This window comes from Adhaeribacter pallidiroseus, assembly GCF_003340495.1.
Taxonomy (GTDB): domain Bacteria; phylum Bacteroidota; class Bacteroidia; order Cytophagales; family Hymenobacteraceae; genus Adhaeribacter; species Adhaeribacter pallidiroseus.
In genome coordinates this window covers 2,453,226-2,476,963 of sequence record NZ_QASA01000001.1, presented here as the reverse complement: position 1 = coordinate 2,476,963, position 23,738 = coordinate 2,453,226, and the positions used below count along the sequence as shown (strand labels likewise).

16 protein-coding genes are annotated in these 23,738 nt (G+C 43.9%); 13 read left to right on the top strand and 3 right to left on the bottom strand.

Translation table 11 applies throughout. From position 1 onward, the window contains the following. Positions 1–30 precede the first annotated feature (30 nt). From AHMF7616_RS09810 to AHMF7616_RS09760, 11 genes are all read left to right on the top strand, one after another. Positions 31–2,097: a beta-L-arabinofuranosidase domain-containing protein gene (locus AHMF7616_RS09810; RefSeq protein WP_115372730.1), complete on the top strand. Its 2,067-nt coding sequence runs from the start codon at positions 31–33 to the stop codon at positions 2,095–2,097. Between the two features lie 486 nt (positions 2,098–2,583). Next, positions 2,584–3,729 carry a Gfo/Idh/MocA family protein gene (locus AHMF7616_RS09805; protein WP_115372729.1) on the top strand — a complete coding sequence of 382 codons (1,146 nt, stop codon included), beginning with the start codon at positions 2,584–2,586 and terminating at the stop codon, positions 3,727–3,729. Positions 3,730–3,784: 55 nt separating this feature from the next. Beyond that, positions 3,785–4,687: a sugar phosphate isomerase/epimerase family protein gene (locus AHMF7616_RS09800; RefSeq protein ID WP_233507438.1), complete on the top strand. Its 903-nt coding sequence runs from the start codon at positions 3,785–3,787 to the stop codon at positions 4,685–4,687. 506 nt (positions 4,688–5,193) lie between these two features. Next, a complete protein-coding gene (locus AHMF7616_RS09795) occupies positions 5,194–8,406 on the top strand; it encodes a SusC/RagA family TonB-linked outer membrane protein (protein ID WP_115372728.1) in 3,213 nt (1,070 codons plus the stop codon). 25 nt (positions 8,407–8,431) lie between these two features. Next, a complete protein-coding gene (locus tag AHMF7616_RS09790; protein WP_115375535.1) occupies positions 8,432–10,300 on the top strand; it encodes a RagB/SusD family nutrient uptake outer membrane protein in 1,869 nt (622 codons plus the stop codon). A 54-nt stretch (positions 10,301–10,354) separates the two neighbouring features. Beyond that, entirely contained in the window at positions 10,355–11,062 is a 708-nt protein-coding gene (locus AHMF7616_RS09785) for a DUF3823 domain-containing protein (RefSeq protein ID WP_233507436.1), read from the top strand. Between the two features lie 189 nt (positions 11,063–11,251). Then, positions 11,252–13,330 (top strand): CehA/McbA family metallohydrolase domain-containing protein, encoded by a 2,079-nt coding sequence (locus AHMF7616_RS09780; protein ID WP_115372726.1) that lies wholly within the window; start codon positions 11,252–11,254, stop codon positions 13,328–13,330. 133 nt (positions 13,331–13,463) lie between these two features. Beyond that, a complete protein-coding gene (locus tag AHMF7616_RS09775; RefSeq protein WP_115372725.1) occupies positions 13,464–13,829 on the top strand; it encodes a DUF2200 domain-containing protein in 366 nt (121 codons plus the stop codon). Between the two features lie 503 nt (positions 13,830–14,332). Then, the gene (gene kduI / locus AHMF7616_RS09770) at positions 14,333–15,175 is read left to right on the top strand and encodes a 5-dehydro-4-deoxy-D-glucuronate isomerase (protein WP_115372724.1); all 843 of its coding nucleotides are present in this window, start codon (positions 14,333–14,335) and stop codon (positions 15,173–15,175) included. A 16-nt stretch (positions 15,176–15,191) separates the two neighbouring features. Continuing rightward, entirely contained in the window at positions 15,192–15,983 is a 792-nt protein-coding gene (locus tag AHMF7616_RS09765) for a gluconate 5-dehydrogenase (RefSeq protein ID WP_199474163.1), read from the top strand. A gap of 283 nt (positions 15,984–16,266) precedes the next feature. Then, a complete protein-coding gene (locus AHMF7616_RS09760) occupies positions 16,267–17,481 on the top strand; it encodes a DUF4861 domain-containing protein (protein WP_115372723.1) in 1,215 nt (404 codons plus the stop codon). A gap of 244 nt (positions 17,482–17,725) precedes the next feature. Here the strand turns inward: AHMF7616_RS09760 and AHMF7616_RS09755 are convergent, their stop codons facing one another. The 3 genes from AHMF7616_RS09755 to AHMF7616_RS09745 form a co-directional block, all read right to left on the bottom strand. Next, on the bottom strand, positions 17,726–18,940 hold the full coding sequence (locus tag AHMF7616_RS09755) for a TIGR03118 family protein (protein WP_115372722.1): 1,215 nt from the start codon (positions 18,938–18,940) through the stop codon (positions 17,726–17,728). Positions 18,941–19,565: 625 nt separating this feature from the next. Then, entirely contained in the window at positions 19,566–19,814 is a 249-nt protein-coding gene (locus AHMF7616_RS09750) for a hypothetical protein (RefSeq protein WP_115372721.1), read from the bottom strand. A gap of 152 nt (positions 19,815–19,966) precedes the next feature. After that, complete coding sequence (locus AHMF7616_RS09745) at positions 19,967–20,341, bottom strand: SH3 domain-containing protein (RefSeq protein ID WP_115372720.1); 375 nt, start codon at positions 20,339–20,341, stop codon at positions 19,967–19,969. A gap of 942 nt (positions 20,342–21,283) precedes the next feature. Between AHMF7616_RS09745 and AHMF7616_RS26360 the strand changes: the two genes are divergently transcribed. Together AHMF7616_RS26360 and AHMF7616_RS09740 are read left to right on the top strand one after the other, a co-directional pair. Beyond that, positions 21,284–21,457: a hypothetical protein gene (locus tag AHMF7616_RS26360; RefSeq protein ID WP_158546131.1), complete on the top strand. Its 174-nt coding sequence runs from the start codon at positions 21,284–21,286 to the stop codon at positions 21,455–21,457. Between the two features lie 491 nt (positions 21,458–21,948). Beyond that, the gene (locus AHMF7616_RS09740) at positions 21,949–23,682 is read left to right on the top strand and encodes a helicase associated domain-containing protein (RefSeq protein WP_115372719.1); all 1,734 of its coding nucleotides are present in this window, start codon (positions 21,949–21,951) and stop codon (positions 23,680–23,682) included. Positions 23,683–23,738 lie beyond the last annotated feature (56 nt).

The window sequence follows — 23,738 nt, the reverse complement described above, 5'->3', positions numbered from 1 at the left end:
ATGGGTGATTCCTATTCTGAAACTGCAAAAATGAAAAAAAATCTGATTTTAATTTTCGCGTTCTGCTTTTTAGGTAATGAGGAAATAACTTCGGCCCAAAAACAAACTTGGGAAGAAAAAGCACGTAGTCAGCACCCGACGGTAGGAGTTAATACCTTTTACGGCGGCAACAAAGCCCCGCTACGAACCAATCCGTACCAGGAACTTCCCTTGGGCGCCATAAAACCGCAGGGTTGGCTCCAAGAAATGCTGGTACGGCAAAAAAACGGAGCTACGGGCCAATTAGATCAGTTGTATCCGTTAGTAATGGGCAAACGCAACGGCTGGTTGGGTGGCGACGGCGACCAGTGGGAACGCGGTCCTTACTGGCTCGACGGTCTATTGCCATTGGCTTATATTCTGGAGGATAAAGCATTAATTGCCAAAACCAAACCCTGGATAGAATGGGCGCTCCAAAGTCAGGATACCGAAGGGCATTTTGGGCCAAAAACCGACTATGGGTCGGAACCGGGGGTTCAACGCGATAATAGCCGCGACTGGTGGCCCAAAATGGTGATGCTCAAAATCTTGAAGCAATATTACTCCGCTACCGGCGACAAACGGGTAATCACCCTCATGACCAATTATTTTAAATACCAGTTAAAAGAGTTACCCAAAACGCCCCTCGACCACTGGACATTTTGGGCCCGTTACCGGGGCGGCGATAATTTAATGGTTGTTTATTGGCTGTACAACATCACCCAGGATGCCTTTCTGCTGGACTTGGCCAACCTCATTCATCAGCAAACTTTTGACTATACCGGAGCCTTCTTGAAAGGCGAAATGCTGGCTACCCCGGGTAGCATTCATTGCGTGAATTTAGCGCAAGGTTTAAAAGAACCACTTATTTATTATCAGCAGCATCCCGAACCCAAGTACCTGGATGCTACCAACAAAGGATTAGCCGATATCCGGAAATTTAACGGGCAGGCGCAAGGTTTGTACGGCGGCGACGAAGCTCTGCACGGCAACAATCCTACCCAAGGTTCGGAATTGTGCAGCGCCGTAGAAATGATGTTTTCTTTGGAAAGTATGCTGGGCATTACCGGGCAGGTAAGCTTGGCCGATCACCTGGAGAAAATTGCTTTTAATGCGCTGCCCACCCAAACTACCCCGGATTACATGGCCCGCCAGTATTTTCAGCAGGCCAACCAGGTAATGCTTACCCGGCACATCCGCAACTTCGACCAAAACCACGGCGGCACCGATGCTTGTTATGGCTTGCTAACCGGCTATCCGTGCTGTACTTCTAACATGCACCAGGGCTGGCCCAAGTTTACCCAGAATCTGTGGTACGCTACACCCGATAATGGCTTAGCCGCTTTAGTCTATTCGCCCTGCGAAGTAAAAGCCCAAGTAGCTAACGGCACCGAAGTAAAATTTACTGAAGAAACCAATTACCCATTTGGCGAAGCGATCAAATTTACCTTAACTATCCCTAAAAAAGTAAAATCTGTAAACTTTCCGTTCCACTTGCGCGTGCCGGCCTGGTGCCAAAAAGCCACTATTACCATTAATGGCAAAATTTGGCAAGAAGCGGCGGGCAACCAAATAGTAGTGGTTAACCGCGCTTGGAAATCGGGGGATGTGGTGCAACTGCAATTGCCCATGCACTTATTTAGAAGTACCTGGTACGAAAACGCGGTAGCCATCGAACGTGGCCCTATTACCTATGCTTTAAAAGTAGGCGAAGATCGCAAAACCGTAAAGAACGACAAAGACCCGGTAGCGTACGGCCAGCAATACATCGAAGTTCGCCCCACCACACCCTGGAATTATGGCTTGCTGCACGTAGCTGATAATAAATTAACCGAAAATTTTACCATCAGCACCAAAGAGCAAGTAGCCGTTTTCCCATGGAGCGTCGCTAATGCGCCTATCCAGATCAAGGCGAAAGCAAAGAAAATTCCGTCGTGGCAGCTTTACAACGACATGGCTGGCCCCATGCCTTACAGCATCACCTCGGATTTGGAAACTAGTAAAGACGTGGAAGAAGTTACTTTAATTCCGTACGGCTGTACCACTTTACGGATTGCGCAATTTCCGGAGGTGCACTAACTAGATGATAAATTTTTAAATCTTGGTAACGCGCTGGTTTACTTTTAATTATATTCTGTTGTCGGAATTCTGCTTAGTCGTAGAAAAGTTCGCGATAAGAGTTGAGGCTATTACGTTTTATCAAAAAATTAAGTTTTACCTGGCGCGAGGCTCCAGCCTCGTGTCTACTATCCAGTAGGCCTCTGGCCGGGCAATCAGAGGTACAGAAACGAGGCGAATAGCTTTATTCTCTACGGGCTAGAGGCCGGACGATATTTCTCACGAGCGTGGACGCTCGCGATATTATAGAATGTAACAGTGCTTAAGTAAGAGCTATGATAGATTTTTTTAAAAATTTATGCTCAGAAGCATCTTGAAAATTTAAAAAAATAATCAAAAAGCAATATAAACCAGCTTAGAACCAACTAGCTATTAGCCGGACTTAACCAGTGCAACGGCCTCGGACTAGCTGGATGGAATAGTATTAATCATTTAAAAATATATAATATGGATCAGAAACAAATTACCGTCGTTATCGTGGGCATGGGCTTTGGCAAAGAATTTATTCCTATTTATCAAAGTCACCCCAACATTAAAGCCGTGGGTATTTGCACCCGCAACCGCCAAACGATCGAGGAACTGGCCGCTAAGTTTAATCTGGATAGAGATTTATGCTTCGAGAACTTTGAGGACGTGCCATTGCGCGAAGATGTGGACGCTATTCATATTGTAACGCCGGTACCGGAACACGCCAAAATGACTTTGGCTTCGCTGAACGCCAATAAACATACGGCCTGTACGATCCCTATGGCCATGACCGTAGAAGACTGCCAAGCCATCGTGGAAGCCAAAAGAAAAGCGGGCAAAGTGTACATGATGATGGAAACCGCTTTATACACCCGCGAGTTTTTGTATGGCCTGGAATTAGCCGAAAGTGGCCAGCTAGGCAGGATTCAATTTGTGCGCGGTTCCCACATTCAGGATATGAGCATGGAAGGCTGGGCCGAATACTGGAAAGGTTACCCTCCCATGTTAAACGGTACGCACGCCATTTCGCCTTTGCTCCGCATCAACAACACCAAGGCCGAAAGCGTGGTTTGCCACGGCTCCGGCCGGTTAAGCGAAGATTTAGCCAGCCGGTATAATTCGCCATTTGCCGTGGAAACCGCCACCTTTACCTTAAAAAACTCCGATGTAGTGGCCGAAGCAACCCGTTCTTTGTTTGACGTAGTACGCCAATACCGCGAAAGCTACGACGTATACGGCACCAAAATGTCGTTTGAGTGGGAACAATTACAGGATGAAGAACACGTGATTTTTGACGGCGGCGAAAACGCGCGCCGCATTAATGTGCCTGATACCGACGATTTACTAATTGAACCCATTAAGCACTTTACCAAACGCGAAAAAATAGACGACCCTAATCACGTTTCCTTTTTGCAGGGAGCCGGTCACGGTGGTTCGCACCCGCATTTAGTGCAGGAGTTTGTGGCGGCCATCATCGAGGGCCGGGATTCGGCGGTAGATGCGGCTTTGGCCGCTAATTACACCTGTGCCGGTATTTGCGCCCACGAATCAGCCATGAACAATGGCAAGCGCATTGCCATCCCGGATTTTGAATTACAAGAAGTGCCGGCTCAGGTAGAAGCGTAAACAAGTTAGCCGCCAGATTTTTTAAATTTTCTAATTTCTCCAAACCTGATTTCTCATGATTCTTTTGGGTGCCAGTACTTTTATTTGGGTTTCGCCTTTTCAAACGGCAGATTTTCACTTACTCGCCAAAGTAAAAAAAATGGGTTACGCTATTTTAGAAGTAGCGGTAGAGCAAGCCGATTTAGTTGATTGGGTTTATTTAAAGCAGTTGGCGCAGGCGCTAGAAATAAAAATAACCATTAGCGGCGCCTTTGGCCCGGACCGGGATATTTCCAGTGACAACGCCGCCTTCCGGAAAAACGGCAAACAATACATACAGGATTGTATTAAAATTGCCGCTGCTCTGGATAGCCCGGTATTTACCGGTCCGGTTTACTCGGCGGTAGGCAAAACCCGGTACGTCGGCCCGGAGCAAAAAAAACAAGAGCGGGCTTGGTGCGTCCAAAACTTGAAAGACGTAGGGCAAATGGCCGCGGATTATAACGTGGTGGTAGGAGTAGAGCCGCTAAATCGCTTTGAAACCGACATGATCAACACGGCTGACCAGGCTTTAGCGCTGGTGCAGGAAGTAGGGCATTCGCACGTTAAAATTTCCCTGGATACTTTTCACAGCAACATCGAGGAAAAAAACATTCCGGCTACCATCCGGGCCATTGGCAAAGACTACCTGTGCCACGTGCAAGGCAACGAAAGCGACCGGGGCACCCCCGGCACCGGCCACTTAGATTGGATAGGCATTAAAGAAGCCCTGGTGGATATCGGCTACGAGGGTGCCATCGTGATCGAAACCTTCGGGGCACCTTCCAAAGAACTCGCCAAGGCCGCCTGCATTTGGCGGCCCTTAGCCAATAGTCCGGATGAACTGGCGCAAGAAGGCTTGCAATTTTTAGAGGTTTTGTTTCATAAAACAAGAAACAACCAAAACCATATCACGCCCGGTATAAGCATGCATATCTAGGAGAACTAAGCAAAATTTTAAAAATTGATTCTCCTAAGCTGGAAATAGCACCTGATTCATAAAAAATTTAAAAAATTAAGGTAAAAACTGTTGGATGTGAAAAAAAATATAATATGTTTATGCAACCGGTTGCGTAAGGTACAGCTTTATTTCTATTACAGGATCTGTTAGTTGGTATTAGGTGGAACATTTATTACCTAGCTTAAGCGTAAAAGTTTTTTACTGGAATTCATACCTGATTGTAAGTAATAAAACGATTAAACATTCTTTTATGGGTACATAAACTTTATTCCTGAGAATGAAAAAATAATCCCATTGCTACCAATAATATCAAATACGCGCAAGAGTAAGTTAAATGATATTTAACCCACTTTTGTAACAGTACCCTATTGCCTTTTTAGTGGAATACTTACGAGAAAAAATCCTACTGAGCGGGTTGGTAACCACTACCTGTTTAGCAGATTTACCAGCTTACAAAACACCTATTCAATAAATAAAATTAATATATGGAAAACCTGTTACGTAAAAAGTCTCCTCCTTCTTTTACCCACCAGAACGCCTGGTTTTTCCCAAACCCCAACCAGTTGCTGCTTCTGGTTACCTTTCTTTTATTCAGCCACTTGGCTGCGTTTGCGCAGCAAACGGTATCGGGTACTGTAACCAGTGGTAAGGGCGAAACATTACCCGGAGTAACGGTATTAATTAAAGGTACTACTAACGGCACTACTACCGATGGCGGTGGAAAATTTACCATGAGCATTCCAGCTGACCAGACTAATGGTGCCCTCGTAGTTTCTTTTATTGGTTACCTTACCCAAGAAGTAGCTATTGCCAACCGTACCACTATCAACGTTACTTTAGCCGAAGACAACAAAGCCTTGGAAGAAGTAGTGGTAGTAGGGTATGGTACCCAAAAACGGGAATCCATCACGGGGGCAGTGGCCGCAGTTACTAGTAAAGATTTAAGCCGGGTGCACGCCAGTACCGTAAGTGGTTTGTTAGCCGGTAAAATTCCGGGGGTTTCCTTCCGGCAAGCCGAAGGCCGGCCGGGAGCGGGTGCCGCCATTCAAATCCGGAACATGGGGGGGAACCCGTTGTTCGTAATTGATGGCGTACAAAAAGATGCCGGGCATTTTAATAACTTATCGCCCAACGATATCGAAACAATATCGGTTTTAAAAGATGCCTCGGCGGCTATTTACGGTTCCCGGGCCGCGAACGGAGTGGTACTGGTTACTACCAAAAGAGGTGCGAATGGCCAGAAAAGTACGATAAATGTTGATGCTTATTACGGCTTTCAGAACTGGAGCCGCTTTCCCGAAACCGTAAATGCGTACGAATGGGCCTTAGGTAAAGCCGAAGCCGAGGTTAACCGGGACAACGTTACCAGTACCACCCAATCGGAATTAGATAAATACCGGGCCGGCACCGAATATGGCTACCAGAATTTTGATTGGCGCAAATACATTATCAAGAAGAATTCTCCCCAAACCAATATCAACATCAACGCTACGGGTGGTTCCGATAAAATTAATTACTACATCTCGGCTACCCGTCTAGACCAAAACTCAGTATTAGGCCGGGAATTTACATTTGCCCGTACCAATTTACAATCCAACATCGACGCTAAAATTTCGAATAATCTGAAAGTGGGTTTAGGTATTAACGGTCGCATCGAAACCCGCGAAAATCCGGGCGTACCCGGCGGCGATGATTATTTTGCCCCGCGTTTTGCGCTTTTCCGGAACCGACCTACCGAACGGCCTTTCGCTAATGATAACCCGAACTATATTAATAACATCAGTAATCCGGCATCGAACTGGGGCTACTTAAATTTTAAAAATGCTGGTTTTTTCCGCGAAGATTGGACGATTGTAACCCCGCAGGTTACCGGCGAATACCAAACGCCTATTAAAGGCTTAGTTGCCAAAGGTTTGTACTCGTATTATAATGCCGACCGTTTGCAGGATATTTTTGAGTATACCTACGATACCTATACCTACAAACCCGATACGGAGGAATACCTGAAAACCGGAGGCAGCCAAAACCCCTACCGGGAACGCGTTACCCGTAAAATAAACGAAACAGTAGGTCAGTTTCAATTAAACTATAATAATACCTTTGGTAAACACACCGTGGGCGGCTTGTTGCTGACCGAGCGGATTGAAAGACGCGAACGGGAAGTATTTGTGCATTCGGTGCCCAAGACCAACGTGTTGCCTATTCTGCAATTCGCCGATATTGATACGTATAATGATTTGGATTTTACCCAAGCCCGCTTAGGTTACGTAGGTCGGTTTAATTATAACTACGCCGATAAGTACTTTCTGGAACTAGCTGGCCGCCGCGATGCTTCCTGGAAATTTACTCCGGATAAGCGGTACGGCTTCTTCCCTTCCGCTTCGGTCGGTTGGCGGATATCCGAAGAAGGATTTTTTAAATCCATAACCGGCGACGGCTCCTTCGTGAGCGATTTAAAAATTCGGGCTTCCTACGGCGAGTTGGGTGATGATGGCGTACGTTATTACGACCGGAGAGTTGACCGGGATGTTGATCTGGACCCTTTTGATTATTTACTCGGCTACAATTATCCCGCAGGTATTGGTATAATGTCCGGTAATCCGGTAGTAGCGGCTCAAGACCGTGGACCGGTGAGAGATCGGGTATCCTGGTTTACCAGTAAAACGTTCGATGCGGGGGTGGACTTTTCTATTTTAAGCAATAAGGTTACTGGTAGCATCGATTACTTCCGTCGGAACCGGACCGGTTTAGTACAGGAAAGATTTGACGTATTTGTACCGAGCGAAATAGGGTACGTGTTGCCACCGGAAAATTTGAATGAAGACGCCGTGGTGGGGAGCGATGCCTCGATAACTTATAACGGTACAGTAGGAGCAGTTAATTTTTCGGTTGGAGCGAACTTCTTGTATGGCCGCAACCGGTTTATTGCCGATTACCGCGCTCCCTTCAGTAATTCCTTAGATGAATACCGCAACTCGCGGCAAGACCGCTGGAACAATATCTTTTGGGGTTATCATGTAACCGGTCAGTTCCAATCGCAGGAAGAAATAAATAATTACCCCATCAATAACGATGGCCAGGGCAACCGCACCATGATTCCCGGGGACTATATTTATAAAGATGAAAACGGCGATGGGATTATTAACAGCCGCGATGAAAGACCCATTGGGTATGGTACTGGCAGCACACCTATTTACAGCGGCGGGCTTAATTTTTCACTTCGATATAATGGCTTTGATGTGAACGCTGATTTTTCGGGCGGGGGTGGTTATGCTTATAACCGCAACTACGAAGTAAGATGGCCATTTCAAAACACCGGTAATGTTCCCCGTTTTATGTTCGATGACCGTTGGCACCGCGCCGATCCATTAAACCCCGATAGTGAGTGGATTCCCGGGAGTACTCCGGCTTTGCGCTTCAACGATGCCAATCATAACAATTACAACAAAAACTCAAATATATACTTAACCAACGTAAAATATTTCCGGATGCGGACTTTTGAAATTGGCTATACCTTACCGCAAGCTTTAACCACCAAAGCTAAACTACAAAAGGTGCGCCTGTTCGCCAATACCTACAACTTGTTCTCGCTCGATAATGTGAAGAAATACGGCACTGATCCGGAAGTTACCGACGATAATGGCTTACAATACCCCCAGAATGTACTGGTAAACTTTGGTTTTAATCTCAGCTTATAGAGGTATGATGAATCAGCAATATAATATGAAAAAATTTAGTATAGCTCTGATCGGGGCACTTGCCCTGAATGCCGGGTGTAACGATGATAAATTTCTGGATATAAAACCTACTAATATCTTGTTAGTAGATGAAGTGTACAACGATCCCCGGCTGGTATTATCGGCCATTACCAACCTGTACAACCGCATCCCGGATTATCAAGAGCCAGGTAATTTTGGTAATTACGCTGCCTTCGACGAAGCATTTGCTTCCCGCGATTATAACCGCCACCGTTTCCGGGATTATAGTTTCGACGAATGGAATTACTGGGATTACGGCTATATCCGGGATATCAATCTTTTTTTAGAAAGATTAAACACTTCAGAAACCTTAACAGAAGCCGATAAAGCCCGGTTTGCGGCCGAAGCTCGTTACTTAAGAGCCAACGCTTACTTTGAACTCGTGAAACGCATGGGGGGGGTACCATTGGTTTTGGAATCACTCACCTACGATTACAGCGGCGATGCGGGCTACCTGCGGAAACCACGCGCCAAAGAGTCGGAGATTTACGACTTTGTGATTAAGGAAATGGAAGAAATTAAAGTTATTTTGCCCCGGGATGCCAACGAAAAGAGCCGGGCTACTTACGGCTTGGCGGTTGCCACCAAAGCCCGGGCAGCTTTGTATGCGGGTTCCATTGCGAAGTACGGCGCTACTACCCCCACCGTATCTTTACCCAACGGCGAAATTGGTATACCGGCTACCTTGGCCACAGGTTATTACCAGACTGCATTGGCTGCTGCCCAGGAATTAATTAACTCCGGCCTGTATTCCTTGTATCAGAAAACGCCGGATTTATCCGAAAATTTCGCGAATATTATTCTGGACAAAGCAGGTAACCCGGAAGTCATCTTTGTAGAGGATTATAAATTACGGAGCGGGAAAGTGCATAATTTTGCACTGGAAAATCAGCCCCGCGGTATTACCGAAGAAGGCGACGTCGGCGGTTTTTTAAATCCGTCCCTCAACCTGGTGCAATCTTTTGAAAAACTCGATAATACTTTTGCGCCATTGGCCATTAAGGAAGGTAACGAGGATATTGTGTACGATAACCCTGAAGATTTATTTGCCGGCCGCGATGCCCGGTTACGCGGTACAGTATTGGTGCCCGGTTCCCGATTTAAAGGTCGTCCCATTGATATTTTCGCTGGTTTACTTTTAGCTAATAACAGTATTTTATCCGGTGACCAACTCGGCCAATTCAAAAACGTGCCGGAGCCCAGTGGTCCGTCGGTGCAAGTGGTGGGTGCTTCCGGACCCATTCAAGGCCGTAACGGTTCGGCCGAGAGCGGCTTTTATATCCGCAAGCACAACGACCCGGCTTTAGGTTCCGGCCAGATTGGTACGCAAAGCGAAGTATGGAATGTGCGCTACCGCTACGCCGAGGTTTTGTTAAATGCCGCCGAAGCTGCTTTTGAGTTAAACCAGCCGGATGTAGCCGTAACCTACATGAACCAGGTACGGGCCCGGGCCGGATTAAATATTCCGTTAACCTCCACTGATATTACCTTCGACCGGATTGTACACGAGCGGAAAGTAGAGTTGGCTTTTGAGAATCACGAGCTTTGGGATTACAAACGCTGGCGTATTGCGCACCTGGTCTGGAACGGTTCTAATACCGACTTAACCACAGACCCCAGCAAGGCCACGGCTCCCAGTACCCGGGTTTTTGCTTTGTATCCCTACAAAATCTACAATCCCGGCACTGCTAATCATAACAAATGGGTATTCCGGAGAGTGAACCTGAACAACGTTACGGAAAGCCATAACTTCCGGTTAGGCAACTACTATTCCCGGATAAGTGACGGAATTATCAGCAATAATCCGTTGATCATCCGGAACCCGAATCAATAAGCAGGCAACCACATCTATAAAGATCGAAAAATGAAATTAAAACATTTAGTAATAATGGCACTCGGTTTTGGATTAGGATCCTGTGCTAAAGATAATTTTGAACCTCCTAAGTCAGTATTGGACGGACGCCTGGTTTACCAAGGCGAACCGATCTTGGTGCAAAGTGCCAACGCCAACGGCGGCAACGTATCGGATTTTCCGGTGTTTTTTGAGTTATGGGAAAAAGCTTACCAAAATCGAAGCTCCATTCGGGTGCCGGTAAAGCAAGATGGTACTTTTTCGGCGGTGCTTTTTAACGGGGATTATAAACTAACCATTCCCAATGGGCAAGGTCCTTTTCTTTGGAAAACCACTGCCACTAACGCCCCGGACAGCCTCACAGTAAACCTAAATGGTAGCCAAACCTTAGACCTGGAAGTAACGCCTTATTACATGATCCGGAATGCGCAATTTACCACTAGTGGCCGGGTAGTAACTAGTACGGTAGCGGTTAACAAAATAATCACCGACGCGAATGCCAAAGACGTCGAACGGGTCTCGCTATACGTGAACCGGACCCAGTTTGTAGACGCCGGTAATAATATTAAAGCCGCTGATTTAGCCGGTTCGGCCATTCCGGATTTAAATAATGTAAGTATTGCTACTGAGGCGATTGGTGCCATAGTGCCATCGCAAAATTATGTTTTCGCGCGTATCGGGGTAAAAATCGCGGGAATAGAAGACATGATTTACTCGCCGGTGCAAAAGGTAAATTTGCAATAACATTTATAATGCAAATGGGCAACCCGGTTGGTTTTAAACCAGCCGGGTTTGTTTGTATTAACCCTTAGTACTTGCTTAACTAATCGGTTGGCTCTACCTCAGTTTTAATTCTTACGAGTTTAAAAAAAGGTCAGAGTACCCATAAATATTCGGTAGGATATGTATTTTCGTCTTTACGCGCTATCAGCTATGAAAAACAGTTTTTCCCTTATTTTACTACTGATCAGTTTTATTTCCCGGGCCCAAATCCCCGTTGACTTAGCCGAATTTAAAAAAAACAGTGGGGCGCAGGTAAACACGTCGGCCAGCCGATTAGAGGTAAGCTGGCCGATAAAGAATAAACAAAAAGGGAAAATAATTTTTAATCTAAATCAAGATGCTCCTTTATTTGCGAGTATTCAACTGACTCAAGGAGGAGTAACGAAAGAAATTGCTACAGCGCTAGATCCTGCTTTTATTTTAACGGTAGGAAAACGCGATTTAGTTTCGCAGAATGGCTGGAATATTTTTTTCGATAAAACGCATAAAAAACCGCATCAAGCTTATTTGGTGGAGTTTGATAAGCGCAATGTCAGCGTAAAAACCAATGGTTCCCGTACGGTTATCCGGGTATCGGAAGTAAAAGCTGCCTCTTTTAGAGGTGCGTTAGAAATAACTTTATATAATGGCAGCCCTTTGTTTAACGTAGCCGCCGTAATGGCTACTGAAGTAGATTCCACGGCCATTCTCTACGATGGCGGTCTCGTAAGTAAAGCGCCCACCTGGAACACCATTGCCTGGTCGGATACCGATAATAAACTACAAACCATCCCCTTAACCATTAACCAGAACAGTGAAGCCAAAAGGGTAAAATACCGGACCATTATGGGATCGGGCCGTAATGGGACCTTAGCTATTTTTCCGGCGCCGCATCAATATTTTTACCCGCTCGACGAAGCTTTTAATTTAAAATTTACCTGGATGGGTAAGAACTACCGCAATCTGGTAGAGGATTACGGAATAGGTATCCGGCAGGATTTAATGGGCGACGACCGGTATGTACCCTGGTTTAACGCCCCACCCAAAACCCAGCAGCGGCTCAATTTTTTCTGTTTACTCAGTACCGAATCGCCGGAGCAAACCTTAACCCAGGTAAAGCAATTTACCCACAACGATACGTACCAGCCTTTGGCGGGCTACAAAACCATGTCGAGCCATTTTCATAATGAATTTATTATGAAAGTAGTGCTGGCCAATAAACCCGTACCAGAGAAGCCTACCTTTGTAGATGTTTTTAAAAATACCGGCATCGACATCGTACACCTGGGCGAGTTTCATTATACCGCCCACCCGAAAGGTCCGGATGAACCGCGCTTGCAGGAATTAAAGGCGTTGTTCGACCAATGCAAACGTTTATCCACGGACAAGTTTCTGTTGCTACCCGGCGAAGAACCCAACGAATTTTTCGGCGGACACTGGCTGCAATTTTTCCCGAAACCGGTGTACTGGATTATGGCGCGGAAGCCCGAAATGCCCTTTGTCACCGCAGACTCCCGGTACGGCAAAGTGTATCGTATCAACGACAAAAACGATATGCTGCAGTTACTGGAAGTAGAAAATGGCCTGGCCTGGACGGCCCACGCCCGCACCAAAGGATCCACGGGCTACCCGGATAAATACAAAGAAGAAACTTTTTTTAAATCAGATCGGTTTATGGGAGCCGCCTGGAAAAACATACCCGGTGAATTATCGGAACCCCGGTTAAGTAAGCGCGTGCTGGATTTGATGGATGACATGGCCAACTGGGGTTTAAAAAAACACGTGATTGCCGAAGCCGACTTATTCACCGTAGAGCCCGAAAACGAAATGTACGCCCATTTAAACGTAAATTACTTACAACTCGATAAACTGCCTAATTATAACCAAGGCTGGCAACCCATTCTGGATGCCATGCAGCAAGGTAAGTTTTTTGTAACAACCGGTGAAGTTCTTTTACCGACCTTCAGCGTAAATGGTAAAAAATCGGGCGAAACCCTGAAATTACCCGGTGAGGGTAAAGTAACGATTGCCCTGGATGTAAGCTGGACCTTTCCCTTAACATTTGCCGAGATTATTTCGGGCGATGGTAGCCAAGTGTTCCGCGAAAAGATAGATTTACAAAATACGCAAGCTTTTGGTAAGCAAAATTTTAAATTTAAAACTAATCTGAACGGCAAGAAATGGGTACGGGTAGAAGTGTGGGATGCCGCCGTAAATGGCGCTTTTACCCAACAGGTTTGGCTGGAGTAGCGTAATAGTTTTCCGGGAAGATGAAAATAATGCCGCTTCGTATTAGTAAAATTTTAAAAATAGGAACATACCAAGTAAAATAGCTTATTAGGGTCTTACTACAAAAAAGATCCATCAGAAAGATTACCATAGTATGAAAACAACACCGGAGCACGACAGCCGAATAGCAAAAATGACATTTGCCTCGGTATATCCCCACTATATTACTAAAGTGGAGAGTAAAGGCCGAACCAAAGCAGAATTACACCAGGTACTAGCGTGGCTGACGGGCTTTAACGATCAAAAACTACAAGCATTAATTGACGAAAAGGTAACTTTTGAAACTTTCTTTGCCCAAGCCAATTTGAACCCCCATGCACACCTGATTACCGGCGTTATTTGCGGGTACCGGGTAGAAGAAATTCAAACTCCTTTAACCCAACAAGTAAGGTATTTAGATAAGTTGGTGGACGAATTGGCTAAAGGCAAAAAAATGGAGAAGATTTTACGAAAAACGTAAAAACAATACATAATCTATAATGCATCAAGTAAAACTCTGACCAACAGGATATCTGCAAGACTGGCTGCACGAAAGGGCTGGTATAAACAAGTTTCTAGGCAAGCTATAGGAAAAATCAAAGGGAGCGATGAAAGTAGTAAAGTATGTACTTAGTATTATTTTTTTACTTTATACTGGTGTACTGATAGTTATGTATATCGGAATGCTTTACCTAAAAATTGATAAACCCGAAATGAAAAATTTAAATTTAGAAGGTTTCTTCTTATCCGGATTATTTGCAGCCTTCTTAGTTTTCCTGGATTATCTGCTGATTAAGTGGCTTTATAGGAATTTAAGCGGAAACAAGGCATCTAACCCTATTTAACTTGTAAGGCTTTTATTAATAAAATATATACTATAGCATGTTGGACTTGTATTTTTGTAAAGCACTGAAAATGTACATTTGTCAACACGACTGATGATGTATAAGCTTATGCAAGTCAAGCCCGGTAAAACACAGAAGAATGAAAACGTATTATACTTTACGGCAGGCGGTAAGTCCCCGGGAAACCAAAGGTATGGACACGGCTGCCCTGCGGGAGAATTTTTTAATCCAAACAGTATTTCAACCCGACGAGATTCAACTCTGTTACACGCAGTTCGACCGCTACATTGCCGGTGGGGCCATGCCAGTGCATGAAATTTTAAATTTAGTAACCATCCCGCCGCTAAAAGTTGAATATTTTTTAAAAAGGCGGGAACTGGGGATTATCAATATTGGCGGAACCGGTACTGTAACCGCCGATGGAGTAGCGTATGAGCTGCAATACAAAGAAGCCTTGTACTTAGGCAAAGGCACCCAAGAAGTAACTTTTGCCAGCAACCAGGCCGAAACTCCGGCTAAATTCTACCTTAATTCAGCCCCGGCCCACCAGCTATATCCTAGTAAAAAAGTAACCCGCGCCCAGGCAGAGATAGTAGAACTGGGTAGTTTAGAAACGGCGAACAAAAGAACAATTAATAAATTATTGGTAGCGGGAGTTATTCAAACGTGCCAGTTGCAAATGGGCATGACCGAACTGCAAACCGGTAGCGTCTGGAATACGATGCCGGCCCACACCCACGACCGGCGCATGGAAGTGTATTTGTACTTTGAAGTTCCCGCGAATCAGGCAGTGTGCCATTTTATGGGCGAGCCCCAGGAAACCCGCCATATTTGGATGCAGAACGAACAAGCGGTTATTTCGCCACCCTGGTCCATTCACGCGGGTTCCGGCACGTCAAACTATACTTTTATCTGGGGAATGGCCGGCGAAAACTTGGATTATGGCGATATGGATGTTTGCCCCATTCCGGATTTGCGCTGATTTTTAAGAAATAATCATGATTTTACAACAATTTAGTCTTACCGGCAAATTGGCCTGGATCACGGGCGGTACGCATGGTTTAGGCATGGCCATGGCCAAAGCATTAGCACAAGCCGGGGCTACTATTATCGTTAACGGCAATTCGTCCCGGGAAAAATTAGACCAGGCTATACAGGAGTACCAGGCCGAAGGACTAACAGTTCACGGTTTTATGTGCGACGTTACCAACCAGCAGCAAGTGCGGGAGTTAGTGGCCCATATCGAAAAAGAAATCGGCTTTATAGATATTTTGGTGAATAATGCCGGCATTATAAAGCGCATTCCCTTAGTAGAGATGGATTTGATTGATTGGCAGCAAGTAATTGATGTTGATCTTACTGCGCCGTTTATTGTTTCGCAAACGGTGGTAAAAAGCATGATCGAGCGGCAGCAAGGTAAAATTATTAATATTTGCTCCATGATGAGTGAATTGGGGCGCCAGAATGTAGGGGCTTACGCAGCTGCGAAAGGTGGTTTAAAAATGCTGACCCGCAACATGGCTACCGAATGGGCCCGTTATAATATTCAGGTAAACGGCCTTGGTCCCGGTTACTTTGCTACCAGCCAAACGGCACCCTTGCGGGTAGCCGGTAATGCTTTTCACGAATTTATTGTTAACCGTACCCCGGCCGGTAAATGGGGCGAGCCCGATGAATTAGGGGGAGCGGTGGTATTTCTGGCTTCTGCCGCCAGTAATTTTGTTAACGGTCAAATCTTGTACGTAGATGGGGGCCTATTGGCTACCATTGGCAAACCATCGGGCGAGTAGTTTCGCTAAGAAGCTGCTTATTTAAATCAATATCTCGACAAAACATTAGCATCTATCATTCAAGAAGTTTCAATTCAGTTACGAACGGAATAGTTATTTTCTAAATGCGTGCTGGATGAATGACAGATTTACCCGAAAGTAAACGGGTTATTTTACTGATCCGGAGTTAAACAAAGGCAAAATTTTAAAAATTTAACGGGCTTCAAAGCTTTTTTAGACCTAACCCAATTACTGCATTGTTCTTAGCAAGCATAAAAAACCGGGAGCCTCATTTACAATCAACATGAAAAAACCTAATTTAAGTGTAAGAGGTAAAATTTTAGGTTTTCTGCTTTTTTGGGTGGAGTTATCATCCTGCCAATCCAAAAATGAACAAATTATTTTTACCGTAAAAAATAATTTAGAAATTGCCCGGACTTCCGAAACCATTAGCGTGCCCGCAGTTAAAGTAGAAGCCCTGATGCAAGCCTTCGGAGCAACTAATTTGCTGATTAAAGATGCCGTTACGGGTCGTTTATTAGTAAGCCAAGTATTGGATAATAATGCAGATGGTGTGGTGGATGAAGTTTTATTTCAGACCAGTATTCCGGCAAATGCCGAGAAGAAATTCTTAGTTGTTGGCAGCAAGAACGGAGCCACTCAGCAACCTAAAAGCAAGTTCACTACCTACTCCCGCTTTGTTCCCGAACGTACCGATGATTACGCTTGGGAAAACGACCGCGTGGCCTTTCGCACGTACGGTCCGGTGGCACAGCAATTAGTAGAGCAAGGCAAACCCGGCGGAACCTTAACCAGCGGGATAGATGCCTGGTTAAAGCGGGTAAATTATCCGGTTATTAATAAATGGTACAAAAACAATTTGCAAGAAGCCGGATATTACCATACGGACCACGGCGAAGGCTACGATCCGTACCACGTGGGAGCAAGTCGGGGCTTAGGCGGGATAGGTATTTTGCTGGACGATTCCCTGTATGTTTCTAAAAACTTTATAACCTATAAAAAAATAGCCGAAGGCCCTATCCGCACCATTTTTAAGCTTACTTACGCGCCATGGCCCGCCCAGAATAACATGATCACCGAAGAGAAGACGATCAGCCTGGATTTAGGAAGTAACTTAACCCGTTTCGAGGAAGAATTAACAACTAAAAAAGCATTACCAAATGCCACCATCGGGATTACCTTGCACGACCAAAAAGGCAACGTGCAAGTTGACCCAAAAGCCGGTTGGTTCCGCTATTGGGAACCCCTGGATGATGCTTATCTGGGAACGGGTCTGGTATTGAACCCAGCTTTCATGCAAACTTATAAAGATCACCGGGTAAAATTAAAAGACCGAAGTCATTTGTACGTGATCACAAATCCTACTAACGGAAAGCTGGTGTACTACGCAGGCTTTGGCTGGTCCAAGAGTAATCTATTTAAGAGTCAGGCCGATTGGGATAAGTACCTGGCTACTTTTGCCCGGTGTCTGGCCTCACCTTTAGAAGTAAAATTTTAAAAAATTGTCAAAATCTGGTAACACTCCCCGCCTTTACCAAAGCGTACTATGGCAGGTGTGAGGCATATTTACCGTTTACTGGCGGATAGGCCTCGTTAGATGCTTATATTTTTAAAATTTTACTTTACTTAATTTTCTTCCGGAACAATAAACTACCAATGGCGTTTCCTTGGAAAGTTAGGGCCATAAAAAAACACCAGCTAGGGCTGGTGCATTTTTAAATATAATGGTGGATTTTTAGATATTATTCCGAATCTGAGGAAGGAGCAGTACTGGCGACTAAAGATCCGGACTTAGGAGATATATACCCAAACAAACCGTCTTTTTCGTTGTTGGGGCCGGCGGCGAAATAAAGCCTGGTTAAATCAACGTTGGTAGCTGTACGCGGCGGGAAAGAAATTTCCCAAAGACCATCAATGGCCAGCGGCTTGCCTTTAGCTAAAAGCGGGCCTACGTATTTGCCTTCAGCTGTATATACATTTATATAGCCATCGCCAAAATTACCGACCAGTATCGCATCTTTCAATTTGTTGTATTGGCTATCATTTTTGAAAAAACCTTTAGGTGCGCGGGCAATTCCCCAGGGAGCATTTAAAGCCCCATTTACGATAAAGCGACGGAAAAGAGAGCCATCCGGATTAAAGATGGTAACGTAACCTTTGCCTTTGCCTTTTTCCGGCCGGCCATTCGCATCTTTTTTGGCGTAGAGTACATATAATTTATTACGTAAGTTACGGATGTTAAAAGGAGCGTATCCGGCCGGTACGTTAGCATCTTTATAGTATTTGGTTTTTACTTGTTTAAAGTTTGCGTCAAACACATCTATTTTACCAATACTAAAGTTAGCAGCATACAGGTAATTAGCCCCGTTATTTACCGCTTTGGCCAGACCCGTATACGCCGCACCCTTATAACCGGCGGCGGCCGAACGATCAACCACCTTTACAGAACCGCCAGGATTCCATCCGGAAATTAAACCATCAATGCCGCAGAATAAAAAACGGGCTGGATTGCCGTTGGGTAATTTAAAATCGTCGGTGGCGTTAAAAACCATTCCGGTAGGTAAACCGCCGGTAGCAGCGGTAGGAGAGGGAACAGTTACCGGGGGAATTACTTGCTCGCCTTCCGGATTTAAAATAAAACTCAATCCGGTGTTGGTAGCATTTACCCAAGGAATGCCCGTTGCATTAAAGGCTAAGCCCCAGGCATTTTGCATGGTGGGTTCTACGCGTTTGGCATTATAGTTTCCGGCAACACTGGAAACTAAGTTTACCTGGCTAAAGTCCTGGAGGTAATCGGGGTAAGAAGCCATACTCACGGCTGCGTCCGATTTGGTAACTTGCTTATCCAGTTCGTCTAGGTTGTTGTCGCAACCAGAACTGAGGGCCGTTAAGGAAATAGAAAGAGCCGCTACTTTGGCAAAAGTAGTTTTACTTAAATCAGGAATTAATTTTTTCATAATTGTTAAAATTTAAAAATGGGAAAAAGATTGAATTTGCTGAATGGCGCACAGAATCCATGCTCCCGCACCAGGAGGTAAGGAGCGGCTTGACGGCTCGGGTATTTAAAATAATCTGGCTGGCGGTTGCTTTATGTAAAGGAATCATCATGCGTTTACTGTAGCCGTATTGGATGTAGTTCTAGAACAGTACAAATTAAGAAAGTAAATGCCTGGAGCACCATCCCCGAAAGCGGGGAAAATAGAACTAAAAAAACGCGGCCTGTAAAATACACCTCAGCGAGTATTACCAAATTCGGGGATTTTTGGGCGTTTACAGAACCATTTTGGGTTACGTAAATACCTTAAGCCAAGAAAATCCTGCGCCTCCTGATCTGTGGTTAGGGGCGGCGGGGGTTTACTTGCACAGGGGCCAAACTTGTGGATTAAACTACAACGCAACATTTTACTAATGGCTGCTGACACGAAGGAATAAAACTAAAAAGCCACCCGGCTAAGAGTGGCTTGTAAATAAATGCAGCTATAAATAGATAATTGTTTTCGGGTAGTTGTTTTCCGGAAAAGTTATTTATTAAAAGTATTTTTTAAAAATATTGCTGCCTAAATGGGCGAGGTTGTTCCGAAATTAAGAACTGATATCTAATTGAATACCTCTTAAATAAGGTTCCAGCATGGTGGTGTCATCAAAGTTGCCGATGTATTCGCACTTATCCTGACTGGATCGGAAATAAAGCTCCACATAAAAGTTATTCACATAAAAGAGTTTTATTTCAAAAACCGAAGTTTGACGAATTGCTAAATACGTACCCCATTTTTTAAGGTAAACCATTTTTTCCAGATGAGTTAAATGGTTAAAATCTTTTAAACTCAGCATTGTTCCGTCTTTTTAGTGGCGCTGCTCTTTGCTACTAAAAAGACGAGTGAAACCGGGTAAATAGTTGCCATCGGGCAAAACAAAATTTAGTGAATTTTAAAATTTTAGTTTTCCTGGCCTTAAAAAGCAAGATGCCGGCTACATAATTATTTTTACTCCGCCAACAGCGGGATGGGGGTGAGCTGTACGGCGAAGGAATCTAACTGTGGCCGCGCCACAATATCGGCAATACTAAAAGCGTAAATATCGCGGTAAGGAGCAAAATACTTTTTCCCGCTTCTTCTTACAACGTACCAGTCATGATTGATCCGGCCATGTACGTAAAGCGTATCGCCCACGCGAACATTTTTTAATATGGGTGTAAAAACTTTAGGATATTTCCGCAATACGGCTCCTGTACGGCCAGCGGTATACGTAGCATTAATGGCGTGGTAGCCTTCGTGTTGGTTGTAAGCGGTAGTGGATAAAGGCAAAGTACACCCAGTAGTACAAGCACTGGCAAGTAAAGCAAGTAAAATTTGTTTCATGGATTCGGATAAATTAACGTTTAGTTTAGGTAAAGGCAGATTATAAAAGTTTCAGGTTGCTGAAGTCATAGCTTTGTGTTTTCAGCTTCTCCCTTGAATCAGAATTAAATAACAAAGTATATGCATCCTTCACGTAATGAATAATCAGTACAATGAGCTACTAATTATAATAATTTTAATTTTATATAAGCTTATTTTGAGTATTTATTTAAATTTTGGTCGTTAAAATAAATTTATAAGCAGATCTAATCTACATGTAATCTATTGGCAGCTGTTGGTATGGCATTTAAAGCAATAAGCGGATGCAGATAAATACAACCTAAAAAATCGGGACAGAGCCAACCAAACAGCAAATCAGCATCGGCCGGAAACAGGCGTTAACTTTATTTTAGTTTATTTCATAGAAATCTTAACCGGTTAATTTCGTGTTTTACAAGGGTTACTAGTGTCTAATAAAGACCTAGTGTTTAAGTAACTTAATAAATATAATTTAAAGCTTTTAATAACACGGGTGTTCAAGAAAATTAATGTAATAAAATTTGATTAATCCAGGATGCTTCTGGGAAAAATAATTTAAATATCAGTAAAGACTAACTTTCTATCTCTTGTTTTATTAATTGTTTTAATCAAAATTTATTTACATTAAACCGAGAACATCGGAAAATATTCCGGAACTAACTAGTTCTTGCTTAAGATGTATAGGGTATTTCAACTGTCCCGATCGTATTTATTTTTTGTTGTTTCATAATGCTTATTAATGGCGTTTTTGCTCCTTAAAGTAACAAAAAGAATAGGTTTTGCATCTGCAACTTAAATGTAAATTATTTGGCAAAATGCGATTTTTAGTCGTAAAACACAGCCCTTACGCCGATGCCGTGGCAATTTTAGTACCTGCTCCGGGAAAAAAGGGTATGTTTTTGTTGGTAAAATTCGCTGAAGGTCATGCACTGGTATAATTTTTTTTGCGGTGCCGGCACTTTGCCGCCTAAATGGGGCTTGGGTGTCACGCACCGCACACCTACTTTATTCACAGACCAGCAAGTGCTGGGCAAAGTAGCTGCTTTTCGAGAACAAAGCTATTCTTTGAGTTTTGTGAACCGGGAACCCGGCTGTTAAAGCGCCGCTTATCCTACCTCTTGGGTGTGGGATAAAAACTATTATCCGCAGCCCGAGCAATTTTTAAAAAAACTAACCCATAATAATATTCAGGTCAATTTAAGGATCAGCCCGTACGCTGCGGCATCACCGCTGACTTACAATCAGATAAATCCTTAGAATGTAAGCTTTTCGAAAGAGTTTAATCAAATTTGTAACGAAGCGCAATAAATATGCATGAAATACACTGTTGCCAGGTGGCTTGGGGATAATATCTGGTGTGAATAGACCTTTTACCCTTAAAGTTTAGGTCAGTAATACTGGTGATGTGGGCTGTAAAAATGGCAAACAAGTTATCTTTAAACCAAGTTTATTTGCAAAAATTTCAAAAAAAGGCGGTTAGTATAAGTCTGTAAAAATAAATTTTAATATTTAATGATAACATAATATAATTCTTATATATTTAAGAGGCACTAAGCGTTACCAGGAATAATTTAGATATTCTTAGAACTATGGAAAGTTTAGCGAGAGAACTTTTTGATACTACGTTTTACGATAGCTGGTATCGCCTTTATCATAAATTTAGAGCTTACTTACATCAAGATAAATCTACGCTTGAGCAGGATCGGGTTACTCTGGACGAAGAATTAATTAATTGGATTGGTATTCAGGCCCGGTTAAAAAACAAATTGCCGGTTGAGTTAAAAAGTAAACTCACGAATCTTAATTTTGATTTTAGCAAAAAAGGAGCTCTATGGGAACTCATGTACGAGCACCTGGTTTTCTTTTTTCAAAAATACGGCCACGTAAACTTACCCGACACGCCCGAGTACGAAGCCGTGAAAGATTGGCTATTGCGGCAAGTTCAGGATAAAAAATACTTGTCGCCTAACCGGTTAAATAAGCTAGACCAAGTGGGCGTTGATTGGGAAATGGCTACTACCCGCGACCAAAGATGGGAGCAGATGTACCAAAAACTCCAAGAATTTAAGGCTACTTATGGCCATTGCCAGGTACCGCAACATTGGGAGAAAGATTTAATATTAGCAAATTGGGTGCGCGTGCAGCGCCGCATGAAAGCTAAGAAAAAATTACGTGCCGAACGGGAAAATCAACTGAATGAAGTAGGTTTTATTTGGCATATTCAAACGCTGTACGATTCGCAGTGGGAGCAGTATTACCAGGAGCTAAATAACTTTTACCAAACCCACGGCCATTGCCAGGTGCCGGGCAAATACAAACAGCTCACCAGCTGGATCGAAAACCAAAGAACCGCCAAGAAGAACCATTTGTTATCCGCCGAGCGGGAACAAAAATTAAACGAACTGCAATTTATCTGGAGCTTTAAAGAAGTTAAAAAAAATTACTGGCTCGAGAAATACCAGCAATTAGTAGCTTTTAAAAAGCAACACGGCCACAGTTTTGTACCCGTAAATTATAAAGAAAATAAAGCGCTCGGCACCTGGGTAGCCACTCAGCGCACCCTGGAAGTCAAAGGAAAACTAGATAAGGCAAAGAAAAAGAAATTAAGCCAAATTGGTTTTGTTTGGAGTTCGGATACGCAACGGCGATTAAAATCTAATTACGATTCTAAATGGAATTTAAATCTGGAAAGATTAAAGATTTACCAGCAAGTTTACGGTACCTGCCAGGTTTCTTTAAAAATTAACCCGGTTCTGCAACGCTGGACCCGGTGGCAGCGCATTCTTTTTTGCCAGGGTAAACTATCCGAAGAGCGAATGGCAAAACTAAACGAAATCCGGTTTCCGTGGAACGTGCAGGAAGGTTACTGGATGAAAATGTACGAAGCCCTTACTCAATTTAAAGAACGTTTTGGCCATACCCGGGTGCCTTATCAATGGGAGCCCAACCGGCAGTTAGCGGCATGGGTATACCGGCAAAAGCTAGTGAAAGCCGAATTATCCGCTCAAAAAGTAGAGTTACTAAATATTCTGGGTTTCGACTGGACTTTGAGCAGGAAAACAGTTGTTTCTTGGGCAAATATGTTTGATCGTTTACAATGGTTTAAGCACGAATTTGGCCACACCCGGGTGCCGGTAAAATGGGCTTCAGATCCTAAGTTAGGTAAATGGGTGAGCCGCATGCGCCACGAAAAGCATAAACTAGCCCCCGAACGAATGGCCTTGCTAGATAAAATAAATTTTGACTGGGGATACGCGCAGGTAAATAAAAAGAAAGAATTCTCGCTGGAAAAACCTTCCGATTTCCGGGAACAAAATAAGTAAACCAACACCAGACACAGGACTGGATGCTTGTAAATAGTTGGTAAAAAAGACTAATA

What these genes read in the sequence shown, in the direction of transcription:
- AHMF7616_RS09810 (WP_115372730.1), top strand. Translation starts at nt 31, where the DNA reads ATGAAAAAAAATCTGATTTTAATTTTCGCGTTCTGCTTTTTAGGTAAT.
- AHMF7616_RS09805 (WP_115372729.1), top strand. Translation starts at nt 2,584, where the DNA reads ATGGATCAGAAACAAATTACCGTCGTTATCGTGGGCATGGGCTTTGGC.
- AHMF7616_RS09800 (WP_233507438.1), top strand. Translation starts at nt 3,785, where the DNA reads ATGATTCTTTTGGGTGCCAGTACTTTTATTTGGGTTTCGCCTTTTCAA.
- AHMF7616_RS09795 (WP_115372728.1), top strand. Translation starts at nt 5,194, where the DNA reads ATGGAAAACCTGTTACGTAAAAAGTCTCCTCCTTCTTTTACCCACCAG.
- AHMF7616_RS09790 (WP_115375535.1), top strand. Translation starts at nt 8,432, where the DNA reads ATGAAAAAATTTAGTATAGCTCTGATCGGGGCACTTGCCCTGAATGCC.
- AHMF7616_RS09785 (WP_233507436.1), top strand. Translation starts at nt 10,355, where the DNA reads ATGGCACTCGGTTTTGGATTAGGATCCTGTGCTAAAGATAATTTTGAA.
- AHMF7616_RS09780 (WP_115372726.1), top strand. Translation starts at nt 11,252, where the DNA reads ATGAAAAACAGTTTTTCCCTTATTTTACTACTGATCAGTTTTATTTCC.
- AHMF7616_RS09775 (WP_115372725.1), top strand. Translation starts at nt 13,464, where the DNA reads ATGAAAACAACACCGGAGCACGACAGCCGAATAGCAAAAATGACATTT.
- kduI (WP_115372724.1), top strand. Translation starts at nt 14,333, where the DNA reads ATGAAAACGTATTATACTTTACGGCAGGCGGTAAGTCCCCGGGAAACC.
- AHMF7616_RS09765 (WP_199474163.1), top strand. Translation starts at nt 15,192, where the DNA reads ATGATTTTACAACAATTTAGTCTTACCGGCAAATTGGCCTGGATCACG.
- AHMF7616_RS09760 (WP_115372723.1), top strand. Translation starts at nt 16,267, where the DNA reads ATGAAAAAACCTAATTTAAGTGTAAGAGGTAAAATTTTAGGTTTTCTG.
- AHMF7616_RS09755 (WP_115372722.1), bottom strand. Translation starts at nt 18,940, where the DNA reads ATGAAAAAATTAATTCCTGATTTAAGTAAAACTACTTTTGCCAAAGTA.
- AHMF7616_RS09750 (WP_115372721.1), bottom strand. Translation starts at nt 19,814, where the DNA reads ATGCTGAGTTTAAAAGATTTTAACCATTTAACTCATCTGGAAAAAATG.
- AHMF7616_RS09745 (WP_115372720.1), bottom strand. Translation starts at nt 20,341, where the DNA reads ATGAAACAAATTTTACTTGCTTTACTTGCCAGTGCTTGTACTACTGGG.
- AHMF7616_RS26360 (WP_158546131.1), top strand. Translation starts at nt 21,284, where the DNA reads ATGCACTGGTATAATTTTTTTTGCGGTGCCGGCACTTTGCCGCCTAAA.
- AHMF7616_RS09740 (WP_115372719.1), top strand. Translation starts at nt 21,949, where the DNA reads ATGGAAAGTTTAGCGAGAGAACTTTTTGATACTACGTTTTACGATAGC.